Origin of the sequence: Tenacibaculum aiptasiae (assembly GCF_008806755.1) — a bacterium.
Lineage (GTDB): Bacteria > Bacteroidota > Bacteroidia > Flavobacteriales > Flavobacteriaceae > Polaribacter > Polaribacter aiptasiae.
Window position 1 is genome coordinate 38478 of sequence record NZ_WAAU01000012.1, and the last position, 18572, is coordinate 57049.

Genomic DNA, 18572 nt, shown 5'->3' on the forward strand with positions numbered 1-18572 from the left:
CATCAGTGAGCTTTACTGAAAGAAAAACTTAAGAAAACCATAATCTTTTTTTGCTATATTCGAAAACTCTTAAAAATTGCACACATACATAAGTTACCATACATTTAGAAGCTACATTGAGAAACTGGAAAAACATAGAATGGATATTTGAAAAGGATGGAGCCTTAAGGGATATCTATGTTCAAAACGCAACAATTTCGGATTGGAAAAAAGTGGTTGACTTATTAAACTCTGATTACAAATTGACTTTTGGAGTTTATGAAGATAATTTGACAGACAAAATTGATTTTGAATATGTGAAAATAATGTTTGCGGACGAAACTGGCGAACTGGAAACCAAATCTGCAACAATTGATTTGGATGAAATTATTGTCAAGTGCTACTTCTTTCTTATCGACCAAATTGAGTTTGATATTAACCCGTGCGATATACACTCAGAAATAGAACTGAAAAAGGTAACGGATTTTATGACTGTAATCAGTACGAAATTAGGAAAACAAATAACACTTTGTGGAGAAAATCAACCTGAATTTCCATTTATAAAAATTGATTCTAAAAAAGGGATTGAAAAAATTCTAACTGAGAAAGATGCTCAAAACTTATGGAAAATATCAGATCAAAAAGCTAGTAAATTTACACAGCTTAAATCAAAAATACTTATGAAGTATTTTCCTAAATTATTTGAGAAAAAAATATTAGAAAGTGCGAATAGAGAATATCAATCAACACCGAAAGAAAAAAACCTGTGGTAATAATGTATAACCACAATTACACTAAACGTTATACTCAATTAAATGCAGATACCAATAAAAAACATATGGATTGAAAGTGAAGAAAAAGAACCAATCATCGGTGGAGTTAAAGAAACGAATGACATCTCTGACGTAATTGTTACATTTAATGATAACAGTAGGTATGTTGCTACATTATTTACCTACGAAAACATAGAGTTTCTAAGACAGAAACATAAAAAGACTGGAGAATGTTTACATGGTCAATATTTTTGGGCAAGTGATATGGTTCTTGTCGAACGAATCAACAGATTTGAAATTGAAAAACTAATAAACCATCTAATTGACACAGAACAATTTGACTCTATTTTTAATAAATATAAACCTTTAGCTTAAGAAAATATCCTGCCCTCTATATAAAAGTATATTAAAACGTATTCAACAACAAACACTCAAGACACATAAAAGTTTCGCATATAAACAAGTTATCACACATTCGAGAAAACCATATGACTTTTGAATTAAACAATAAACAACGTAAATACTTAGGCTTAGAATTAGTTGCAAACAATTGGGAAAAAGTCATCCTTAAAGGAGATTCAAGTCGACCGAGTTCAATTTTATACTTTGACAAAAACACAATTAAAAAGCAAGTAATTTCAACTGAATTAATATACTCCGAAATTCAATACAATGAGGAAACTAAAAACAGAGAATTTCTACTTCCAAAAACTCATAAAGGGAAACCCAAAAAACTTACTTCCTCAACATTAGAGTCAAAAACACCAATAGGTACTTATTTTAATTTTGGAATTAATGGAATAACGATTGGAAATCACACCACTCAAAATACATTTTATTCAACCCATTTTGAGAACATAAAGTTTAAAAATATTGAGGACTTAAAAAGTTGGCTTGCTGATTATATTAAAGACTCTACCCCTGAAGATTTGAAATCAATTGAACAATTCTCTTCAAAAAAAAGAAAAAGGATAAAACTAAAAGAAGGTGATTTCTTTGCTTTCAAAGTTGATAGAAGAAATTATGGATTTGGACGACTGATTTACGATTTGAGACCCTTAAGAAAGGATTCAAAGTTTAAGGCTAATAAAAATTATGGAATAATGAACCTTATGACTCAACCTCTTGTCATTAAAGTTTACCATTTTATAGCCCCAACTAAAGAAATCGATTTAGAACAACTGAAAACAAAAAAATCAATTCCTGCTCAATATATTATGGACAATGTTTTGTTTTATGGAGATTATGAGGTAATTGGAAACCTACCTTTATCAGAATTAGAATATGATTTTCCTATTTCTTATTCCAAAAGCATTCATTATGGAGATTTTGACACTATTTATTTACAATATGGACTTATATATAAAGAAACCACATCAAAGAAATACAATAAGTATTTAGCGATTGAAAATCCAGATAAAAATGCCAAAAGTTGGGAGAAAATATTAAAGTCAAATCCTTATAGAATGGAATCGATTGGGGCAACTGTAAATTTTAACAAAGAAACATTAGATAATTGTATCAAAACAAATTCTAATCAACCATATTGGGAGGCTGAATTTTATGAATTAGAAGCTGACTTGAGAAATCCAAAAAACGAAAACGCTAAAAAAGACATTTTTGAATTCTTCAATCTAGATCCGAATGGAACATATTATGAAAATTTAAAAAAATAAAAACGTGTAGTAACAAAGTGTATAGTTAATTGCTATTTCTTACTAAACTAAAGATAAGTGATCTTTCTATAAAGCTAGTCTTTAACTCTAATTTTGTACATTTAAACACGCAACAAACCATACACAAAACTATTGGCAACAATAAAAAACCAATCTTAATGGAGTGGTACAGAAAAAAATCTTGGAGTGAAAAAGATAAGGAAGAGTTTTTTAATAGACTTAAAAGAGCCAGAAAATACAATAGAGCTCAATATTTAAAAATTCAAGCTATCGAATTAATTGAAACTAATAATCTTAAACTATTGGATATTGCCGAGTCTTTATTGAATAAAATGTTGAATGAATATTCTGAAGAAAAATCTCAAATAAGCTCTGCACTAAATTCATTAGGAGATATTTATCTTAAACAGAATGAAATTGAAAAGGCTATAGAATTTTACAGAAAATCAATTGATTTTGAAAAAAATTTTCCGAATGTAAAAACTCAATCATATTTAGAATACTCTGAACTAATTATAAAGAACAATAAGCTTGAGGAGTTTGATTTTGTTGAAACAATAATTTTAGAAAGATTTGATGATATAATTTTTCCAATTGAGAAGTATAAAACTGCTTCAATACTTTCAATAGTATATGAAAAAAAAGGACTGAAAGAATCATCTACAAAATATGCTGAAATTGCAGAACAAAATGCGAATAAAGAAACATCAGGATTGAGATATCATCAACATCTTGGACTTGTAAATAAACGAATTAATTGGCTTGACAGGTTAGTAAAAAGAAAATAAACTGGTATCAACAAAGAACTGAGCAAAAAAACATTGTTGGCGGATTTTTCCAAGGGTCTAAATCACATAGACAAACTAAAACTTGTCCTTTTTAACTAACTTACGCTTAAAAAACCAAAAATGTTCCTTAGCCTGAACATTGTGTGCAATATGAAAATAAAAAAAATAGATATCATATTTCAAGAATCGGAAGTCGAACAGGTCTTCCAAAAACTTATATCTGATTGGAATGAATTGACTGATTTCTATAATAAGGAAGTGAAGTTTGACTATGAAGATCCTAGTGATCGATTGGCTTACATTGACATTGCAGACATTTCCAGATTTATCGTTGATAAGAAAAAATTAGGGCAAACTGAAAATTTTGAGACCTTCTTCAAGAATGTTGAAGAATTAATGATTTTTGGAGACGATTATGTTAAGAATTTGATTGTAGTTGGGTTATTTGAAGGAATTCAAAACATAGGAGGTTCTGAAATTGACTATTATAAATCCTTTGATAAATGGTTAAAAACAAACTCATTAAAAGCTTGGAAGAACTTGATAGATAGCTGGGAAGGTTTGGACTGGAAAAAGACTAATTAAAACCAAAAGATTTTAATTAAAAGTAAATAAACTCCCTACAACAATAATTATAAATAATTGCTTATTCTCACCTATTCTTTAACGATACTACTTATAATTCTTATGAAATCATCAGCGAGCTTCGCTGATAGAAAAACTTATTCTTTTTTATACTATATTCGAGAACTAAAAAAATTGTGAATATTCTGAGTTTTATTAAAAGATCGAAAAGTATAAGATTCATCAAATCAATATTGATTCTAATCATTTTGGTTTCTTGCCAAAATAAAAAAAATAAAAAAGCTGAAAATAGCCAGATGATATTTGGAACAAAAACACTTAAAATTCAACCGATAATTAGCCTTTCAGAAAAACTTGAGAATGAAGATGAGATTATGTCTGTTTCAGTCGATCAGAAAGGAATAAATGTCTTAATAATTCATTCTGTATCTCAATACAAAACTGAAAATGGAATGTTTGCATTTATAAAATCTGACAAACCTAAAAACTATACATTTATTCGTTTTGATTTAAAAGGAAATGAAATTTTTAAAACTTTAATAAAAGATGAATATTACAATTTTCATTATGTGAATTTCTTGCCAACGAAAGAGATTCTGCTTGTCTGTGGACGCAGCAGATTCAAAAATGAAAATGAAATAGACAAAAATGCTCGGGTTTATAACCTTAAAGGAAAATTATTAAGAGACTTTATTGCTGGAGACGGAATTCAAGATATCCAAATTGATAACGATGGAAATATATGGGCTTCGTATTTTGATGAGGGAATATTTGGAAATTACGGATGGAACGAGCCAATTGGAACACCTGGACTAATATGTTGGAATAAAAACGGACAAAAAATTTGGGAATTCAAACCAACTAATGGACTTGACTATATGGCAGATTGTTATGCTATGAATATAGATTCTGATAACAACACTTGGTTTTACTATTACGCAGAATTTCCTCTTGTCAAACTTAATAACTCAAAACAAATTAAGTTTTGGAATACTGATATTCGAGGTTCAAGTTCTTTAAATATTTCTGGTAATAAAGTGCTTATGGCAGATGGATATTATGAGGATAATTTTATTTTATTTGAGGTAAAAGGAAATAAATTAAAGAAAATAAATAAGGTTGAGTTCAAAAACGAGGAAAACCAAGAGTTGAACAAACGAAATTACATTACCAGTTTTGGCTCTAATATCGGTTTTCTAAAAGAGAACAAAATCTATTTAACTAATATGAACGTAATAAAATAACTACCAACAAAAATGGTCATAAGTATTTATAAATAACAAAATGAAATATTACTCAATTGTAGCAATCCTCATTTTCCTTATGTCTTGTACAAATAAGCGAACTGAAATAATATTGAATGCAGAAAATGTTGATGGACTAACTACTGAAGCAAACATAACCCTAAACGGATTTGAAATTGGAAAAGTAGAAGACTTGAATTTAACCTCAGAAGGAACAATTGATATAAAATGTAAATTAAAATCTGACATTAAAATTCCAGTTGATTCTAAATTTGCAATTGAAAGCATCAATTTACTTGGCTCTAAAGGAATCTTCGTCAAATTAGGAGAAAGTTCTGAGAACTTGAAAAATGGAGACAATATCAAACTTTCAAAAATTGAACCAACAAACTTAGAAGATTCTTTAGCAATTAAAGTTGGAGATTTCCTAAAGAGTTTAACAAGCAAACAAAAACAAGATTCAATTTTGATTGAGTTACGCAGACTTAATGATAATCTTGAAAAACAGCATAAATAAAAAGTAAAAGGAGTTTTTAAGGAACTATAACATCTTCTTTATTTATATTGCATGTTATAAAATTGCTAAAAATAAACGGACCTATTTTATTAAAAATTCCACATAGCAAACCAAATTAGATACATACTAGGAACAAAGTTCCTCATATAAACAAGTTAGCTACAATTTAAAAAAATGAATGTTAATCATATACTAACCCAAGATTATATTGAGATAAATGGATATAAAATTTTTATTGGAAATAGTTTTAAGGAAATAGAAACTAAAATAAAATCAACACTTTTTATTTCTCAAAAAAACAATGACTCCACAATTGTATCTGAAGGAGATTTTCAACTTCATTTTAAAGAGAATCTTTTTTATATGTGGACTATTTCTCCTTACAAATCATTCTTGTTTTTTGATAAAACTAAAAGGAAACTTAACGGAATAAAATTCAATCAGTTTCTTAAAATTTTATTTAAGGAAAAAATAAAATGGGAATTCAATCAAGAATTAACTTTTTCAGACCAAATTTCAATACAACTTGAAAACAAAGTAAATTTTATATTTGGGTTTGACGAAAAAAACAGAAAAGGTCATTTAGGTAAAATTGGATTAACAAAACAATTGTAGCTAACACCGTATAAAATTAATTGCTGGTTTTGGCATACTTACAAAACTCTAAACTAACCTTATGTCTATGATCTATTTACTTATTTTAGTGCTTTAAACAAGCAGCTAATCTTATACATCAACATTAACCATAATATTGAAAAACGAAAAATGACAAAGCAAGAATATGCAAAGTATTTAGGACAAATTATTAATGAAGATATTGATATTGACTCAAATGATTTGAGTTGTCAATTTTATGGGTATTTTCAATATTTTATGCCTGATGGAAATGGGCTTGAAAAAGTTTTTAGACCTATCATAAACGGGAATTTATATTTTGAGAGATTAATTAAAATATATAGTGCAACTGAAGAAAGATTTAACGAATTATCGAAAGAGGGAAAATCACCAGGTTATTTTTGCCCAAATCCGAGTGAAAATAAGGAATTACTAATATTAAACGGAGAAAAATATATAGAGAATTTAAAACTATTCTCTGAAATAGTTACCGACCAGGAGTTTATCGATACAATGGCGGAAATAAAAACTATTGAAATAACTGAATCTGACAAAAGAACTAATGAAAATGATACTAATGCAATAATTTATGATTCAATATCAGACTGGTTTATAGACAATACTGATTTTGATTCAATTATTAAAATATTGGATGAAGCATATTATTCAATTAATTGTGACTATAACCTTTCACATTATTTTCAGTATCCGAGCTATCAAGACAAGTTGGAATTTGATTTATTTGCTCCTTATTTTGAAATTTGGAAAATGGGTTATTATTGTTGGTTTGACGAAGGAAAGTTAATTATCGGAAAATAAAAACTATGGCTAACAATAACTACAAGTAATTGCTTATTCTCGCCTATTCTTTAACAATACTAGTTATAATTCTTGCGAAACCTTCAACGAGCTTCGCTGATAGAATGAACTTAAGAAAACCATATTCTTTTTTATGCTATATTCGAAAACTAAAAAAATTGTAAATATTTTGAGTTTTATTAAAACACCTAAAAATTATGTATAGCCAGACATATTAGGTTAATAACAGGAACAAAATTCCGTATATAAACGAGTTATAACACATTAAAACGAAATGAAGAAATACATAATAATATTAGTTACTTTTTTTACATCAGTAATGTCACTTGGTCAAAATATTGATGATTTCAAAAAAGACTTCCAGAATGCAACCAAAACTAATTTTAGTGAAACTGAATTGAATGATATGTTTAGAAAGTACTCGACTTTGCTAACACCTCACAGTGATATAACTCAACTAACTGCAAGTTTAAAGAATCAAAGCATATTACAATATCCTCTTACGAAGTTTAAGGAAACTAATGTTTATAAAAACAATATTCAGACATTGTTTAATTCTGAAAACCCAAATCAAAGATTACTTTCATATTTAGTAATTGCAGGTGCAGGAGACGTAAATTATGAGAAAAGTCTTTTAGAAAAAATAAAAACGGAGAAAAAAAAAGGCAATCTAATTTGGTCTGGAATGGCACTAATGCATTTAAAAACAAAGCACACTACCGAACTTTTTGATTTTCTTATTGAAAATGAAAATTTTGGAAACAGCCATATGATTCCATTATACTTTAAACTAGATAAGGATTCTTTAAAAAATACAGCTTATGCAAGAATCAATAGTGATGATTTTAAATCAAAAATTTTATCGGCACAAATACTATCAATAACTGGAAAGAACAAAAAAACAGAAGAGTTACTTCTTGATGCAGTAAAAAATTGGAATTACAACATTAAAGGTTACGCAATATATTCTGTAAAAGAGCTTCAAATAGGAAATCTAAAAGAAACATTTATTCCTCTATTAGATAGCACGAAAACTAGAAGTATTGCAATTCAAGCATTGGCAAATAGTCCAACAATTGAAGATGTAAATTATTTAAAAGAAATATCACAAAATGAGAACCCTGTATCTGAAGATTTTTTAGATGCTTTTTTTGAATCAAAAAATATAGCAAATGTTAAATATTGGCTAGAATTAGTTACTTTAAATAAAATTCCCAAAAATTATTATTTTAACATTAATAAACAGCCACTTTTATTTTCAGATGAAATACTTAAAGATGTTCAAAAAGCTTTATTAGAAACAGAAAATATTGAAATTCAAAAATATTTAATTAAAGTTCTAACGGGTAGAAATGATAAAATATCTGAAGAAATTCTCACTACTTATTTAGATAATTCTGATTCTTCCGTTAGATATTGGACTGTAGATGCCTTAAAGGGAAATAACACAAAAATAATTTTGGATAAACTAATAAGTATGTTAGCTAAACCAGAGCAAAGAGTGGTTTCCATAACTGAAATACTTATTGAAAACAAAATAGACACACTTCAAACAATATATAATGAGATATATAAAACCGAACAAAGTCTACATTGGGAAAGAAGCTCTATTAAATATTTATCAAATTTTCCAAAAGAAGAACATAAAGAAATATTCTTGAAACTATTATTAAACGAAAAAACAGATTTTGCAGTTAAAAGAGATGCCGCTATGGGTTTAGCGAATCTAAAAGATAAATCTTCCATAGATAAAATCATTGAAGTTTGTGAAAAAGAAAGAATCAATAGCGATTATAATGCTCAAACGTATTTAATAGTTTTATCAAAAATAAAAGGAAATAAAGCAAAAAAATACATTGAATCTTATAAAAATAGTGATGAAGAAAATGTCAGAGTATTAGTGGATGAATTATTAAAAGAATGGGATAAATAACATCTCCTAACAGTGTATAAAATCCATTACTATCTTATATGTTACCGTTGACGTTAACAACCTACTGAACCAGAAATTAAATGAAAACTAAAATAGAATTTAAAAACCCAAAACCATTTACGGATTCTGATATAGCAGATATTGAGAAATTTACTGGATTTAATTTACCAAATGATATCAAGATTTTCTTCAAGAATTATGCTGATTCAGAAATACAATTTGAGAATCAAGCTGAATGTTTTTTTGATTTAACTTATAACGATGGATGGAAAACCGATGATGGACTTCAAAAAGTAGAATCATTAAATTCAATTAAAGAAAGATGGGAGTACCGAAATTACTTAGAGCAATTTCAAAATGATTTTGAAGTAAATACCGACTATGTGGAATCTGATAAATTATTTCCTTTAATAGAAACTTATAGTGGAAGTCAAATATATGTATCAATAGGAGGATTTCACAATGGCAAAATTTTTCACGTGGATAATGGTGACTTTGGATTTTGTCTATTAGCTAATTCTTTAGATGAATTTCTTGACAAATGTTATCCATTAGAAGAATAAAACACTAACAACAACCAACCAAAGTACCTAAACAAACTTCTTCCTTAACTCTTCTTAGGCTATTTTAAACCTAATGCTCTCCTATTCTTTAACAATACCACTTATAATTCTTGCGAAATCATCAGCGAGCTTCGCTGATGCAATAAAAACTCTACGAAACCACCAGCGAGCTTCGCTGATACAATAAAAGCTCTGCGAAACCTCCAGCGAACTTCGCTAATAGAAAAAACTTAGGAAAACCATATTCTTTTTTTATACTATATTCGAAAACTAAAAAAATTGTGAATATTTTGAGTTTTATAAAAACACCTAAAAGTTCCGCATATAAACAAGTTGTGGATAATACCGAAAATGAAAAAGACAATCTTACTTTTATTAATAGTTGCTTTAATTTATTCTTGTAAAAAGGAAATCAAACCATTTTTTAATTGCCCTGATCAAAACTGGCCTGATTTTGGAATCTACTCTAGGAATGACAGTATTATATTTTGTGACACCACTAGGGTCAATGTTGTATCAGATAGTCATGAGAAATATGAAATTTTAGCCACTTATAGAAATAGAATTGAATATCTAAGTAAGAAAAAATCTGGTAGTGGTTCAGAACAGATTTATGACCTTAAGACAGGAAAAATTATTCGAAATGAGTTTGGTCCATACTATAAATCATATAATCAAGGAAAATTAATTATTGAGCCTATTAAAATGTTCTTTTACTGGGATACTCAATACGATGAAAATAATTGGACGCAACAATATTACTCTGTTTATAAAGAGGTAATTTATGTTGAAAACGACATAATCAAAATAACAGAAAAAGAATTTGTTTTAGAAGCGCCATTCATAAATGACAAAGCACTGATTAGAGCAAATGAGTATTTTAACGAAACTCTTGAACTAAAAAAGAATAAATCGGACTATGAAAGTAGTTTATGGTCATTGCAGGAAATATTGTTGACCTGTGCTTTAAACAGAGATAAATTGTCAAAACAGAGATTATTGGATTTCAACCGCTTTTTTCCAGAATTTGATTTAAATAGATTAAATAAGAGCATTGAAATATTGAATCAATTTGAAAAAAATGCACGTACTCACAACAATATATAACCACAATTAAGGCAGAATCAACCACGTCGGAATCCACTCGGAATTACTAAAGTCTGTACCAAACCGAAAATAAGTAATTTTAAAACTTTAACTGACGGCTATAAGAAACCGTTGTGATTAATATAAAAAAACGAACAGAATTGATATTTAGAACTCTGAAATACGAAAAATATGCGAACAAAATTTGTCAAAAGCTAACTGAATTTCAAAACGAATTCAAAGCTGAATATGACCTTGACAATTATGCTAATTGGTTCTATAATCAAGCTAGCGAAACGTTAAAACTGTATTCAGACAACAAAGAAATTTATTTCAAATACATTCCTGTTGGAACTTTTTCTCAAAAGACAAATACTTGGATGTGGGCTTGGGCAAATGAACATTCTGTTGAACCAAAAAAATTCAAAACTTTAAAAGTTAAGGCGTACGGAGAAAAGAAGAAATATAAAAATCTGACCAATGCTCATTTTGACGGAGATAAATATACAGGTTGGGAATTGACTTCTATTGCTTTTGACATACTTGGTGGGATTGGAGCTTATCGAGTAATTTCAGACCATTTAGAAATATACTTTTTACTCACAGACCAAATCTCAAAAGAAGAGGTTGAGAAAATAGATAACGAATTAATTAACTGTGGAATTCACGGAAAATTACGAAAGGCATTTATCTGCCAACATCTGAACACTAAAATCAAAACTGGATTTGAAGAAGCTTTTGAAACTTTTCGTGGAATGGAATTGGATGAGGAAGATGATTTTCAAGCTTGGTGTTCTGAATGCGAAAAAGAACGACTTAGAACAAACGGTTGGAATGATGAATCAATGGAATTTTCAAAGATTAAATTGGTCTGTGAAAAGTGCTATTTTGAAATAAAGGAATTTAATTTAGGTGAATAAAAACATAAACTACAACAATAACTATAAGTAATTGCTTATTCTCGCCCACTACTCACCTATTCTTTAACAATACCACTTATAATTCTTGCTAAATCATCAGCGAGCTTCGCTGACACAATAGAAACTCTGCGAAACCTTCAGCGAGCTTCGCTGATGCAATAAAAACTTTACGAAACCTCCAGCGAGCTTCGCTGACGCAATAAAAACTCTGCGAAACCTTCAGCGAGCTTCGCTGATACAATAAAAACTTTGCAGAACCTTCAGCGAGCTTCGCTGATAGAAAAAAATAAAAAACCTCATTTACAACACACTACATTCTTACCAAACATTTACTAAGGATTTCTCCTGATAAAAAAATAAGGAAAAACCCTACTTAAAGTAAGGTTTTCCGTAAAGTCAGCTTCTTTTTTTAGGTTACATTCGAAAACTCAAAAAATTTAGTAAATATTTTGAGCTGGATAAAAGGAACAAAAGTTCCGGATAGCCAGCCAAATTGGATAAATAATAGGAACAATGTTTTGCATATTAACAAGTTGTAAGGCATTTAAAGCAAACAATGATAGAAAAATATTATTTTAAGGGAAAAACTTACCAACTTATAAATCAACAAGTCATAGAGCCGAATGAAAATGTCTTTAGCATTCTTGTTGGCAAAAACGGAACTGGCAAAAGCTCTTTCTTAGAAGCATTGACAAATGAATTCTATCATCAATATGAGAATATGAGAAATGATAGACTGTTTGATTTCAATAGAAAATCTATAAAATCATTTTTTCCACGCGAAGTTATTGCTGTTTCTACAAGTCCTTTTGATAAGTTTCCTCTATCAAAATTACATCAAAATATTAATGGTTATACCTATTTAGGTTTAAGAGATTTACCAAGTGCTAATTTTGGAATTGCATATTTGTCAAAAATTATTGCTTCATTAATAAATAGTATTCTTAACGAACCAAAACAAGCTATAGAAATTTCGAAAGTCTTAGATTATTTAGGTTATAACGATACAATTGAAATAAGATTTCATTCAAATACTCTTCACAAAATGCTTGATGAAATTTTGACAACCGAAAACTTAGAAGAAATTTTTGAGACCAGAAGGTTTTCTTCGTATAGAAGATTTAATAAAAGTTATTTTTTTAACGATGATGAAACTCTAAATTATGACAAATTAAGACATTTAAAAATTGTAGCCGAAAGAATTAAAAAAGATGACCTTAAAACCTATTTTTTTATAACTATCGATAAGGATGGATTAGATAAAAATTTTAGATACGATTACTTAAATGATGATGTTTTATTTTTGATACTATCTGGATTTTTGCGACTTAGAAATGTTCGTTTGCAATCAAAAGAAGGTGGACGTACATTCTCGATGAAAAATGCAAGTTCAGGGGAACAAAGTATAATAATTGGAATTTTAGGTATAGCAAGTAAAATTAAAGACAACTCACTTATATGTATTGACGAACCTGAGCTATGTCTTCATCCACAATGGCAAGAAAGATATATTCAAATTTTGACAAAAACATTTAGCACTTATAGAAACTGTCATTTTATAATTGCAACTCATTCACCTCAAATTATTTCAAAACTTTCCGAAGTTAATAGCTTCATAATTGATATGGAAACTGGAATTACAAAAAATGCATCCGAATTCATAGACCACTCTGCAGATTATCAACTTGCAAAGATTTTTAATTCACCTGGTTTTAAAAATGAATATTTGAGTCGTTTAGCTTTTTCAATAATTTCTAAAGTAGGTAAATCAAAGAAATTTGATGAAGAAGATATTAGTAATTATAATATTATTCATAATCAAATGAAAAATTTAGAGAAGACTGACCCATTATTTTCACTATATGATTTAATAACTGAACTAAAAGTTAAATATGCCTGATATTAATGCACCAGTCGTATTCAATTCAGAGCAAACTAAATTAATACGGTCAAAATTAGAGGATGATAAATTTACTCATAAGGACTGGGCTGATGAAAGTCTATTAGACTTACGCTCACATATTCGAAACCATTACAGAGATTTAGATGGAAAATGTTCATATTGCAAAAGTGATGTATCTATTCAATCAGCAAATAATGCAAATGTTGAACATATAGTTCCAAAGTCAAAAGTCAGAAACTTTATTTTTGAGCCGAAGAACCTTTGTACAATTTGTGTTGATTGCAATACTATAAAGAGAGAACAAGAGGTTGGGAATACAGAAATTAATCCAATTAAAAGAAAAGAGGAGTACAAACATTATCCTCGCTCATCGAATGCATTTATAATCGTTCATCCCCATTTTGATAATTATGAAGAGCATATATTTAAATGTGGAGATTTTTACATTGATTTATCTTCTAAAGGAAGTCAAACTATGCTAGTATGTAAATTAAATCGTAAATCTCATAAATTTGGAATAGAACCTATATTGCTATCTCAATCCGAACTATTTGACCTGATGAATGCGATAATGGCTGAAAAGAATTATACAAAACAAATGATGTTAATGACTAAGTTAAGACAATACTTTATTAGTACAGGTTAAAAAACGCCTTACTACAAAGTATAAACCTTATTGCTAGCTTTTAGCTTGAAAACACACAACAAACTTTATACAGAGCCGTTAGGCATAATTTGAATACGACATAAAACCATCAATGAATGTTAAAAAAAATAGACACTATTAAGATTATAGGATACGTATTCCTTATTTTAGGATTATCCTTTGTCTTTTTTCATAAATATCCGGATACTTGGCCTTTTTCTCTCTTAGTAAAGAATTTCTATGCAAACTTAAGCGCTGAATTTATAAGTATTTCTGTAACAATATTGCTCATAAACTACCTATATGAACAAAAAGAAGAAAAAAGTTTAAAACTACGTTTAATAAGAGAATTGGGTAGTGAGGAAAAAGGATTAAGTTCCAGAGCTGTCAAAGAGTTACGTGAAAAAGGCTGGCTTCAAGATGGAACACTAATTAATGCTGATTTAAATAATGCAAATTTATCTAACTTAAATCTAAGTGGTTCTAATTTAACTGGTGTCAATCTCGAGAACGCTGATTTGAGTAACGCAAATTTTAGCAATTGCAAATTAAATAATGCTAATCTAAACAACACAAAATCCTTAAAATTGAATCTAGAGAATTCTGAGTTAAGTAATGCTAAACTTCAAAGTGCGAATTTGTATTCTGCTATATTAAATAAAACTAATATCGATGATACAGATTTTATGAATTCCAATCTAGAGCTTGCAGAGATAATAGATTCGCAATTCAACAAATGTAAATTTGAAGATGTGAATTTTAAAATCTCTAATTTATCAAGAACAAAGTTTATAGAATGTGTGCTACTGAGAACAGATGTTCACTCAACTAATATCACAAATTCAATATTTGAAAGATGTGATATCAAAAACATAAAAAATTGGCAAGAACTTATAAACAAGACAAATGACAGTTTCTTAGCACCTAGAAATATCCCAGAAGGTTTTCTTAATAATAATCCAGAAGTACCACAAGAATGATAGATTATACTTTAAATAAAATAATCGAACGAGTATTCTCGAATTATTTAGACAGTTCTTCAAAAAGAGCACTCGAACAAGATATAAAAATACACCTAGTCAATTCTTATGAAAGATTTAGGCTGACTAAAAATTTATTATTTAGAAATGAACCAATAGATTTTTATTCCAATTATCTTCCTCTAACTTTAAAAGGTGACAATAATTTTATAAGAATAAAGAACCCTATTGAAATAATTGATAATTTTCACAAAACTGTAATCTTAGGCAAAGCTGGAAGTGGAAAAACAACTTTATTAAAATATATTCTACTAAAATCAATTGATAACAGTAATATAATTCCTATATACTTAGAATTACGAAATTTTGTCTCTGAAAAAAACAATTTCGAAAAATTTGTCTGTGACATACTTAGTGAAAACTATAGTAATGAAATAAAAAAACTCTTTAATAGCGGTAAATTTCTTTTCCTATTTGACGGTTTTGACGAGATAAATTATACACAAGGAAGAGATACAATAGAACAAATTCAAAAATTCATTACTAAATACAGTAAGAACAAATTTATTATTACATCCAGACCAGGAACAAATGTGGAAAGTCTTGATCAATTTCGAATTTATGAAATAGCACCTTTGAATGTTAATGATGTTTCTCTTTACATCGAGAGACTAGAACTCTCAAATCATAAAAAAGAAATTTTTTATAATTCCATAAGGCAAGATTCAAATTTCGAACAGTATCTTAGTACACCATTATTTCTTTCTATATATATCAACTATATTGTTAGTCAAAATGAGTTAAATATTCCTAAAAACAAATCAATATTTTTTAGGAATATCATTGATACCTTGTTTTCGAAACATGATTCAATAAGCAAATTGGGTTATGTACGAAATAAATTATCTGGTCTTAATAAAGATGAGTTAGAGTATGTTTCTATATTGCTTGCATTTAGGGCTTTGATTACATCTAAACATATGTTCACTAAGGACAATTTAATAACTGAATTAGAATTAATTAAAAGAAATCAGAAAATTGAATTTGAGAATGAAAAACTAATTTATGATTTGACCATCACAGTAAATATATTGGTTCTTAGTACTGATTATTATTCATTTCCTCACATATTACTTTTAGAATATTTAGCATCTCTTTTTATCTCAAGGTTACCCAATAACACAAAGCAATCGTTTTATGGAAAAATATTAAAAAATAATCAAATTCAATTGAGCCCAAGTTTATTAAATTTTCTTTATGAATTGGATAAACAAGCGTTTCTCAAAGGCTTTTTAATACCTGTAATGGAAGACTACAATTTTAGTTACTCTAATGGGCATTTGGAAATGATTGTTGATGAATTTATTAAGTTTAATTTTAAAACCAATAATAAGTCTATCAGTCGAAATTCTCTATTGAATGAATTTTACCGAATGGTAAAAATGGAAGATGATAATGAGTTAGGAGAACTATTTTCAATGTAAAAACTATGCCTAACAGCGTAATAAAAAATAACGGTTTAAGTACTAAAAAAAGAATAAATAATATAAAAAGTCAGTTATAAACAGAAAAAGTTAGTGCTTAAAAAACCCGTTACTTTTCATATACAACCTCATTATACATAAACAAGAAAAACTATAAAAGGCAGCCCAACAGCTGCCTTTTTATTTTTTTATTCATATCCTATCCCTACTTCCAAACCTTTAAAAAGTCTAATTTATAGGTTTCGCTTATCGGAAACAGTTCCCCGTTAATATGTACTCTGCTGCCCTCTACATAAGTTATATGCGCTAGGTTTACAATATAGGATCTATGAATTCTATAAAAAGTGGTGGGAGACAAATCGTTTAACACATCTTTTAAGGCCCCATGTACCAATAACTTCCCATGGTTTTGAGTTACATACTTTACATATTCACTTTCAGATTTAATATACAGTATCTCAGCAATAGGCACTCTATATTGTTTTTTACCAGAGCGAATCAATAAGGTTTCATCAGTAGTTTGAGCGTTTGTTTCCAGCACTTCTCTTTTCTGATACAGTTCTTTTACCTTTTCAACAGCACGTACAAAGCGATGGAACTCTATGGGTTTTAGTAAATAATCAATCGCGTTTAATTCAAAACCTTCCAAAGCATAGTCTCTATAGGCAGTGGTAAAAATAACTTTGGTATGATTGGGTTTTAAGAGTTTTATAAAATCGATTCCAGAAATATCGGGCATCTGAATATCTAAGAATAAAATATCAATTCTATTCTCGTTTAACGTATCAAGGGCTTCCAAAGGAGATTTATAACTTCCTACTACCTGCATCCCTTTAATTTTAGTACAATAATTTTCGAGCAATCTCCTTGCAGGCTGCTCATCATCTATTATGACACAATTAAATACCATCTGTTTGTATTTTTAAACTCACTTTATACACTTGGTTCTCGTTGGTTATTTGTAATGAATGTTTTTGAGGATACAATAACATCAATCGCCTCGTTACATTCTTAATACCAATCCCTCCTACTTTATCCACTGTTTTTCCTTCAACAAAAGAACTCACACAGCTAAAATTAATTTCACTTTCGTTAGACGAAACTTCAATATGTACATACCCCTTGTCTACATCTTCAATATTCCCATGCTTAAAGGCATTTTCAACAAAAGGCAATAATAACATGGGTGCAATGCTACTTCGCTCATCAACTTGATCGTGTATAAATGTAATCCTGTGAATACGATCGTCTTTTAACTTAAATAAATCGATAAAGTTGGTAATATAAGTTACCTCACTCCTTAAAGACACATACTCATCCTTGTTACCATACAAAGAATAATCTAACATTTTCGACAATTGCAAAATGGCTTCAGGTCCTTTAGGATTGTTATCTATAGTTAACGAATAGATATTATTCAAGGTATTGAACAAAAAGTGTGGATTGATTTGCTGTATTAAGAAATTCTTTTCCGCTAAAATTCTCTTCTTCTCTTTCTCTTCTCTTTTCAACTCCTGATGATAGTTATGGAGGATTAACGCCACAAAAACACCTATAAAAGCAGGTACAGAATGTGCCATGAGGGTTTCAAAAATATCGTAACCACCACCAAAAACTTCCTCCGCTCCTTCCTCTAAAAGCGTATTGATAAAGGCTGCTAAAATGATTAAAACTAGATTAGACAGTATAAAAAGCACATACTCTTTAACATCTAGTAAAAAAGGAAACAACAGCTTGGTATTCATACAAAAAGCAGCTAACTGAATTGTAAAGAAAATAGCCGTATGCTTTAAAGGGTTTTCAGTTTCTATTATAAAAGAAAACAAAAGGTATAGTAACAAACTATAACCTGCCCATGCCAACATATTTTTAGTAAAAAACCTCATTTCTTTATCAAAAGTACTTTAAAACCATCAGTCTACATTCTAATTTCAGCGAAACAGCCGAAAAATTCAGCGAAATTAAAGTTAACTTAAATTAAGCAGCTATTCATCACTTTACTGATAAAAAACCGAGTTCTACAGAATTAGCGCTCACAGTTATTGAATCTTTTTTCTCAGT

19 protein-coding genes are annotated in these 18572 nt (G+C 28.8%); 17 read left to right on the forward strand and 2 right to left on the reverse strand.

Annotated features, from left to right (window positions below; translation table 11 throughout):
- The first annotated feature begins 116 nt into the window (after positions 1-116).
- From F7018_RS07975 to F7018_RS08055, 17 genes are all read left to right on the forward strand, one after another.
- Positions 117-752 carry a hypothetical protein gene (locus F7018_RS07975; protein WP_150899518.1) on the forward strand — a complete coding sequence of 212 codons (636 nt, stop codon included), beginning with the start codon at positions 117-119 and terminating at the stop codon, positions 750-752.
- Positions 753-794: 42 nt separating this feature from the next.
- The gene (locus F7018_RS07980) at positions 795-1127 is read left to right on the forward strand and encodes a hypothetical protein (protein ID WP_150899519.1); all 333 of its coding nucleotides are present in this window, start codon (positions 795-797) and stop codon (positions 1125-1127) included.
- Between the two features lie 113 nt (positions 1128-1240).
- On the forward strand, positions 1241-2428 hold the full coding sequence (locus tag F7018_RS07985; protein ID WP_150899520.1) for an immunity 26/phosphotriesterase HocA family protein: 1188 nt from the start codon (positions 1241-1243) through the stop codon (positions 2426-2428).
- Positions 2429-2586: 158 nt separating this feature from the next.
- Positions 2587-3216, forward strand: a complete 630-nt coding sequence (locus F7018_RS07990; RefSeq protein WP_150899521.1) for a tetratricopeptide repeat protein — start codon at positions 2587-2589, stop codon at positions 3214-3216.
- A 120-nt stretch (positions 3217-3336) separates the two neighbouring features.
- Positions 3337-3801: a DUF7674 family protein gene (locus tag F7018_RS07995; protein ID WP_150899522.1), complete on the forward strand. Its 465-nt coding sequence runs from the start codon at positions 3337-3339 to the stop codon at positions 3799-3801.
- 296 nt (positions 3802-4097) lie between these two features.
- On the forward strand, positions 4098-5045 hold the full coding sequence (locus F7018_RS08000; protein ID WP_150899523.1) for a hypothetical protein: 948 nt from the start codon (positions 4098-4100) through the stop codon (positions 5043-5045).
- A gap of 40 nt (positions 5046-5085) precedes the next feature.
- Entirely contained in the window at positions 5086-5562 is a 477-nt protein-coding gene (locus tag F7018_RS08005; RefSeq protein WP_150899524.1) for an MlaD family protein, read from the forward strand.
- 174 nt (positions 5563-5736) lie between these two features.
- A complete protein-coding gene (locus tag F7018_RS08010) occupies positions 5737-6177 on the forward strand; it encodes a hypothetical protein (protein ID WP_150899525.1) in 441 nt (146 codons plus the stop codon).
- 150 nt (positions 6178-6327) lie between these two features.
- Positions 6328-6996, forward strand: coding sequence for a hypothetical protein (locus F7018_RS08015; RefSeq protein WP_150899526.1), 669 nt, complete (start codon positions 6328-6330; stop codon positions 6994-6996).
- A gap of 274 nt (positions 6997-7270) precedes the next feature.
- Positions 7271-8929, forward strand: coding sequence for a HEAT repeat domain-containing protein (locus F7018_RS08020; protein WP_150899527.1), 1659 nt, complete (start codon positions 7271-7273; stop codon positions 8927-8929).
- A gap of 80 nt (positions 8930-9009) precedes the next feature.
- Positions 9010-9492, forward strand: coding sequence for an SMI1/KNR4 family protein (locus tag F7018_RS08025; protein WP_150899528.1), 483 nt, complete (start codon positions 9010-9012; stop codon positions 9490-9492).
- A 351-nt stretch (positions 9493-9843) separates the two neighbouring features.
- Positions 9844-10599, forward strand: coding sequence for a hypothetical protein (locus tag F7018_RS08030; protein WP_150899529.1), 756 nt, complete (start codon positions 9844-9846; stop codon positions 10597-10599).
- A 113-nt stretch (positions 10600-10712) separates the two neighbouring features.
- Complete coding sequence (locus F7018_RS08035) at positions 10713-11498, forward strand: DUF6882 domain-containing protein (protein ID WP_246175092.1); 786 nt, start codon at positions 10713-10715, stop codon at positions 11496-11498.
- A 556-nt stretch (positions 11499-12054) separates the two neighbouring features.
- Positions 12055-13398 (forward strand): ATP-binding protein, encoded by a 1344-nt coding sequence (locus F7018_RS08040; protein WP_150899530.1) that lies wholly within the window; start codon positions 12055-12057, stop codon positions 13396-13398.
- A complete protein-coding gene (locus F7018_RS08045; protein WP_150899531.1) occupies positions 13391-14047 on the forward strand; it encodes an HNH endonuclease in 657 nt (218 codons plus the stop codon). Before F7018_RS08040 ends, F7018_RS08045 begins: the two co-directional genes overlap by 8 nt.
- 116 nt (positions 14048-14163) lie before the next feature.
- Positions 14164-15027, forward strand: coding sequence for a pentapeptide repeat-containing protein (locus F7018_RS08050; protein ID WP_150899532.1), 864 nt, complete (start codon positions 14164-14166; stop codon positions 15025-15027).
- A complete protein-coding gene (locus tag F7018_RS08055) occupies positions 15024-16511 on the forward strand; it encodes an NACHT domain-containing protein (protein WP_150899533.1) in 1488 nt (495 codons plus the stop codon). Before F7018_RS08050 ends, F7018_RS08055 begins: the two co-directional genes overlap by 4 nt.
- Before the next feature lie 205 nt (positions 16512-16716).
- Here the strand turns inward: F7018_RS08055 and F7018_RS08060 are convergent, their stop codons facing one another.
- Together F7018_RS08060 and F7018_RS08065 are read right to left on the reverse strand one after the other, a co-directional pair.
- Positions 16717-17421 carry a LytR/AlgR family response regulator transcription factor gene (locus tag F7018_RS08060; RefSeq protein WP_150899534.1) on the reverse strand — a complete coding sequence of 235 codons (705 nt, stop codon included), beginning with the start codon at positions 17419-17421 and terminating at the stop codon, positions 16717-16719.
- Positions 17411-18397 (reverse strand): sensor histidine kinase, encoded by a 987-nt coding sequence (locus tag F7018_RS08065; protein ID WP_150899535.1) that lies wholly within the window; start codon positions 18395-18397, stop codon positions 17411-17413. The genes F7018_RS08060 and F7018_RS08065 overlap by 11 nt, the downstream gene beginning before the upstream one ends.
- Between the last annotated feature and the right edge of the window lie 175 nt (positions 18398-18572).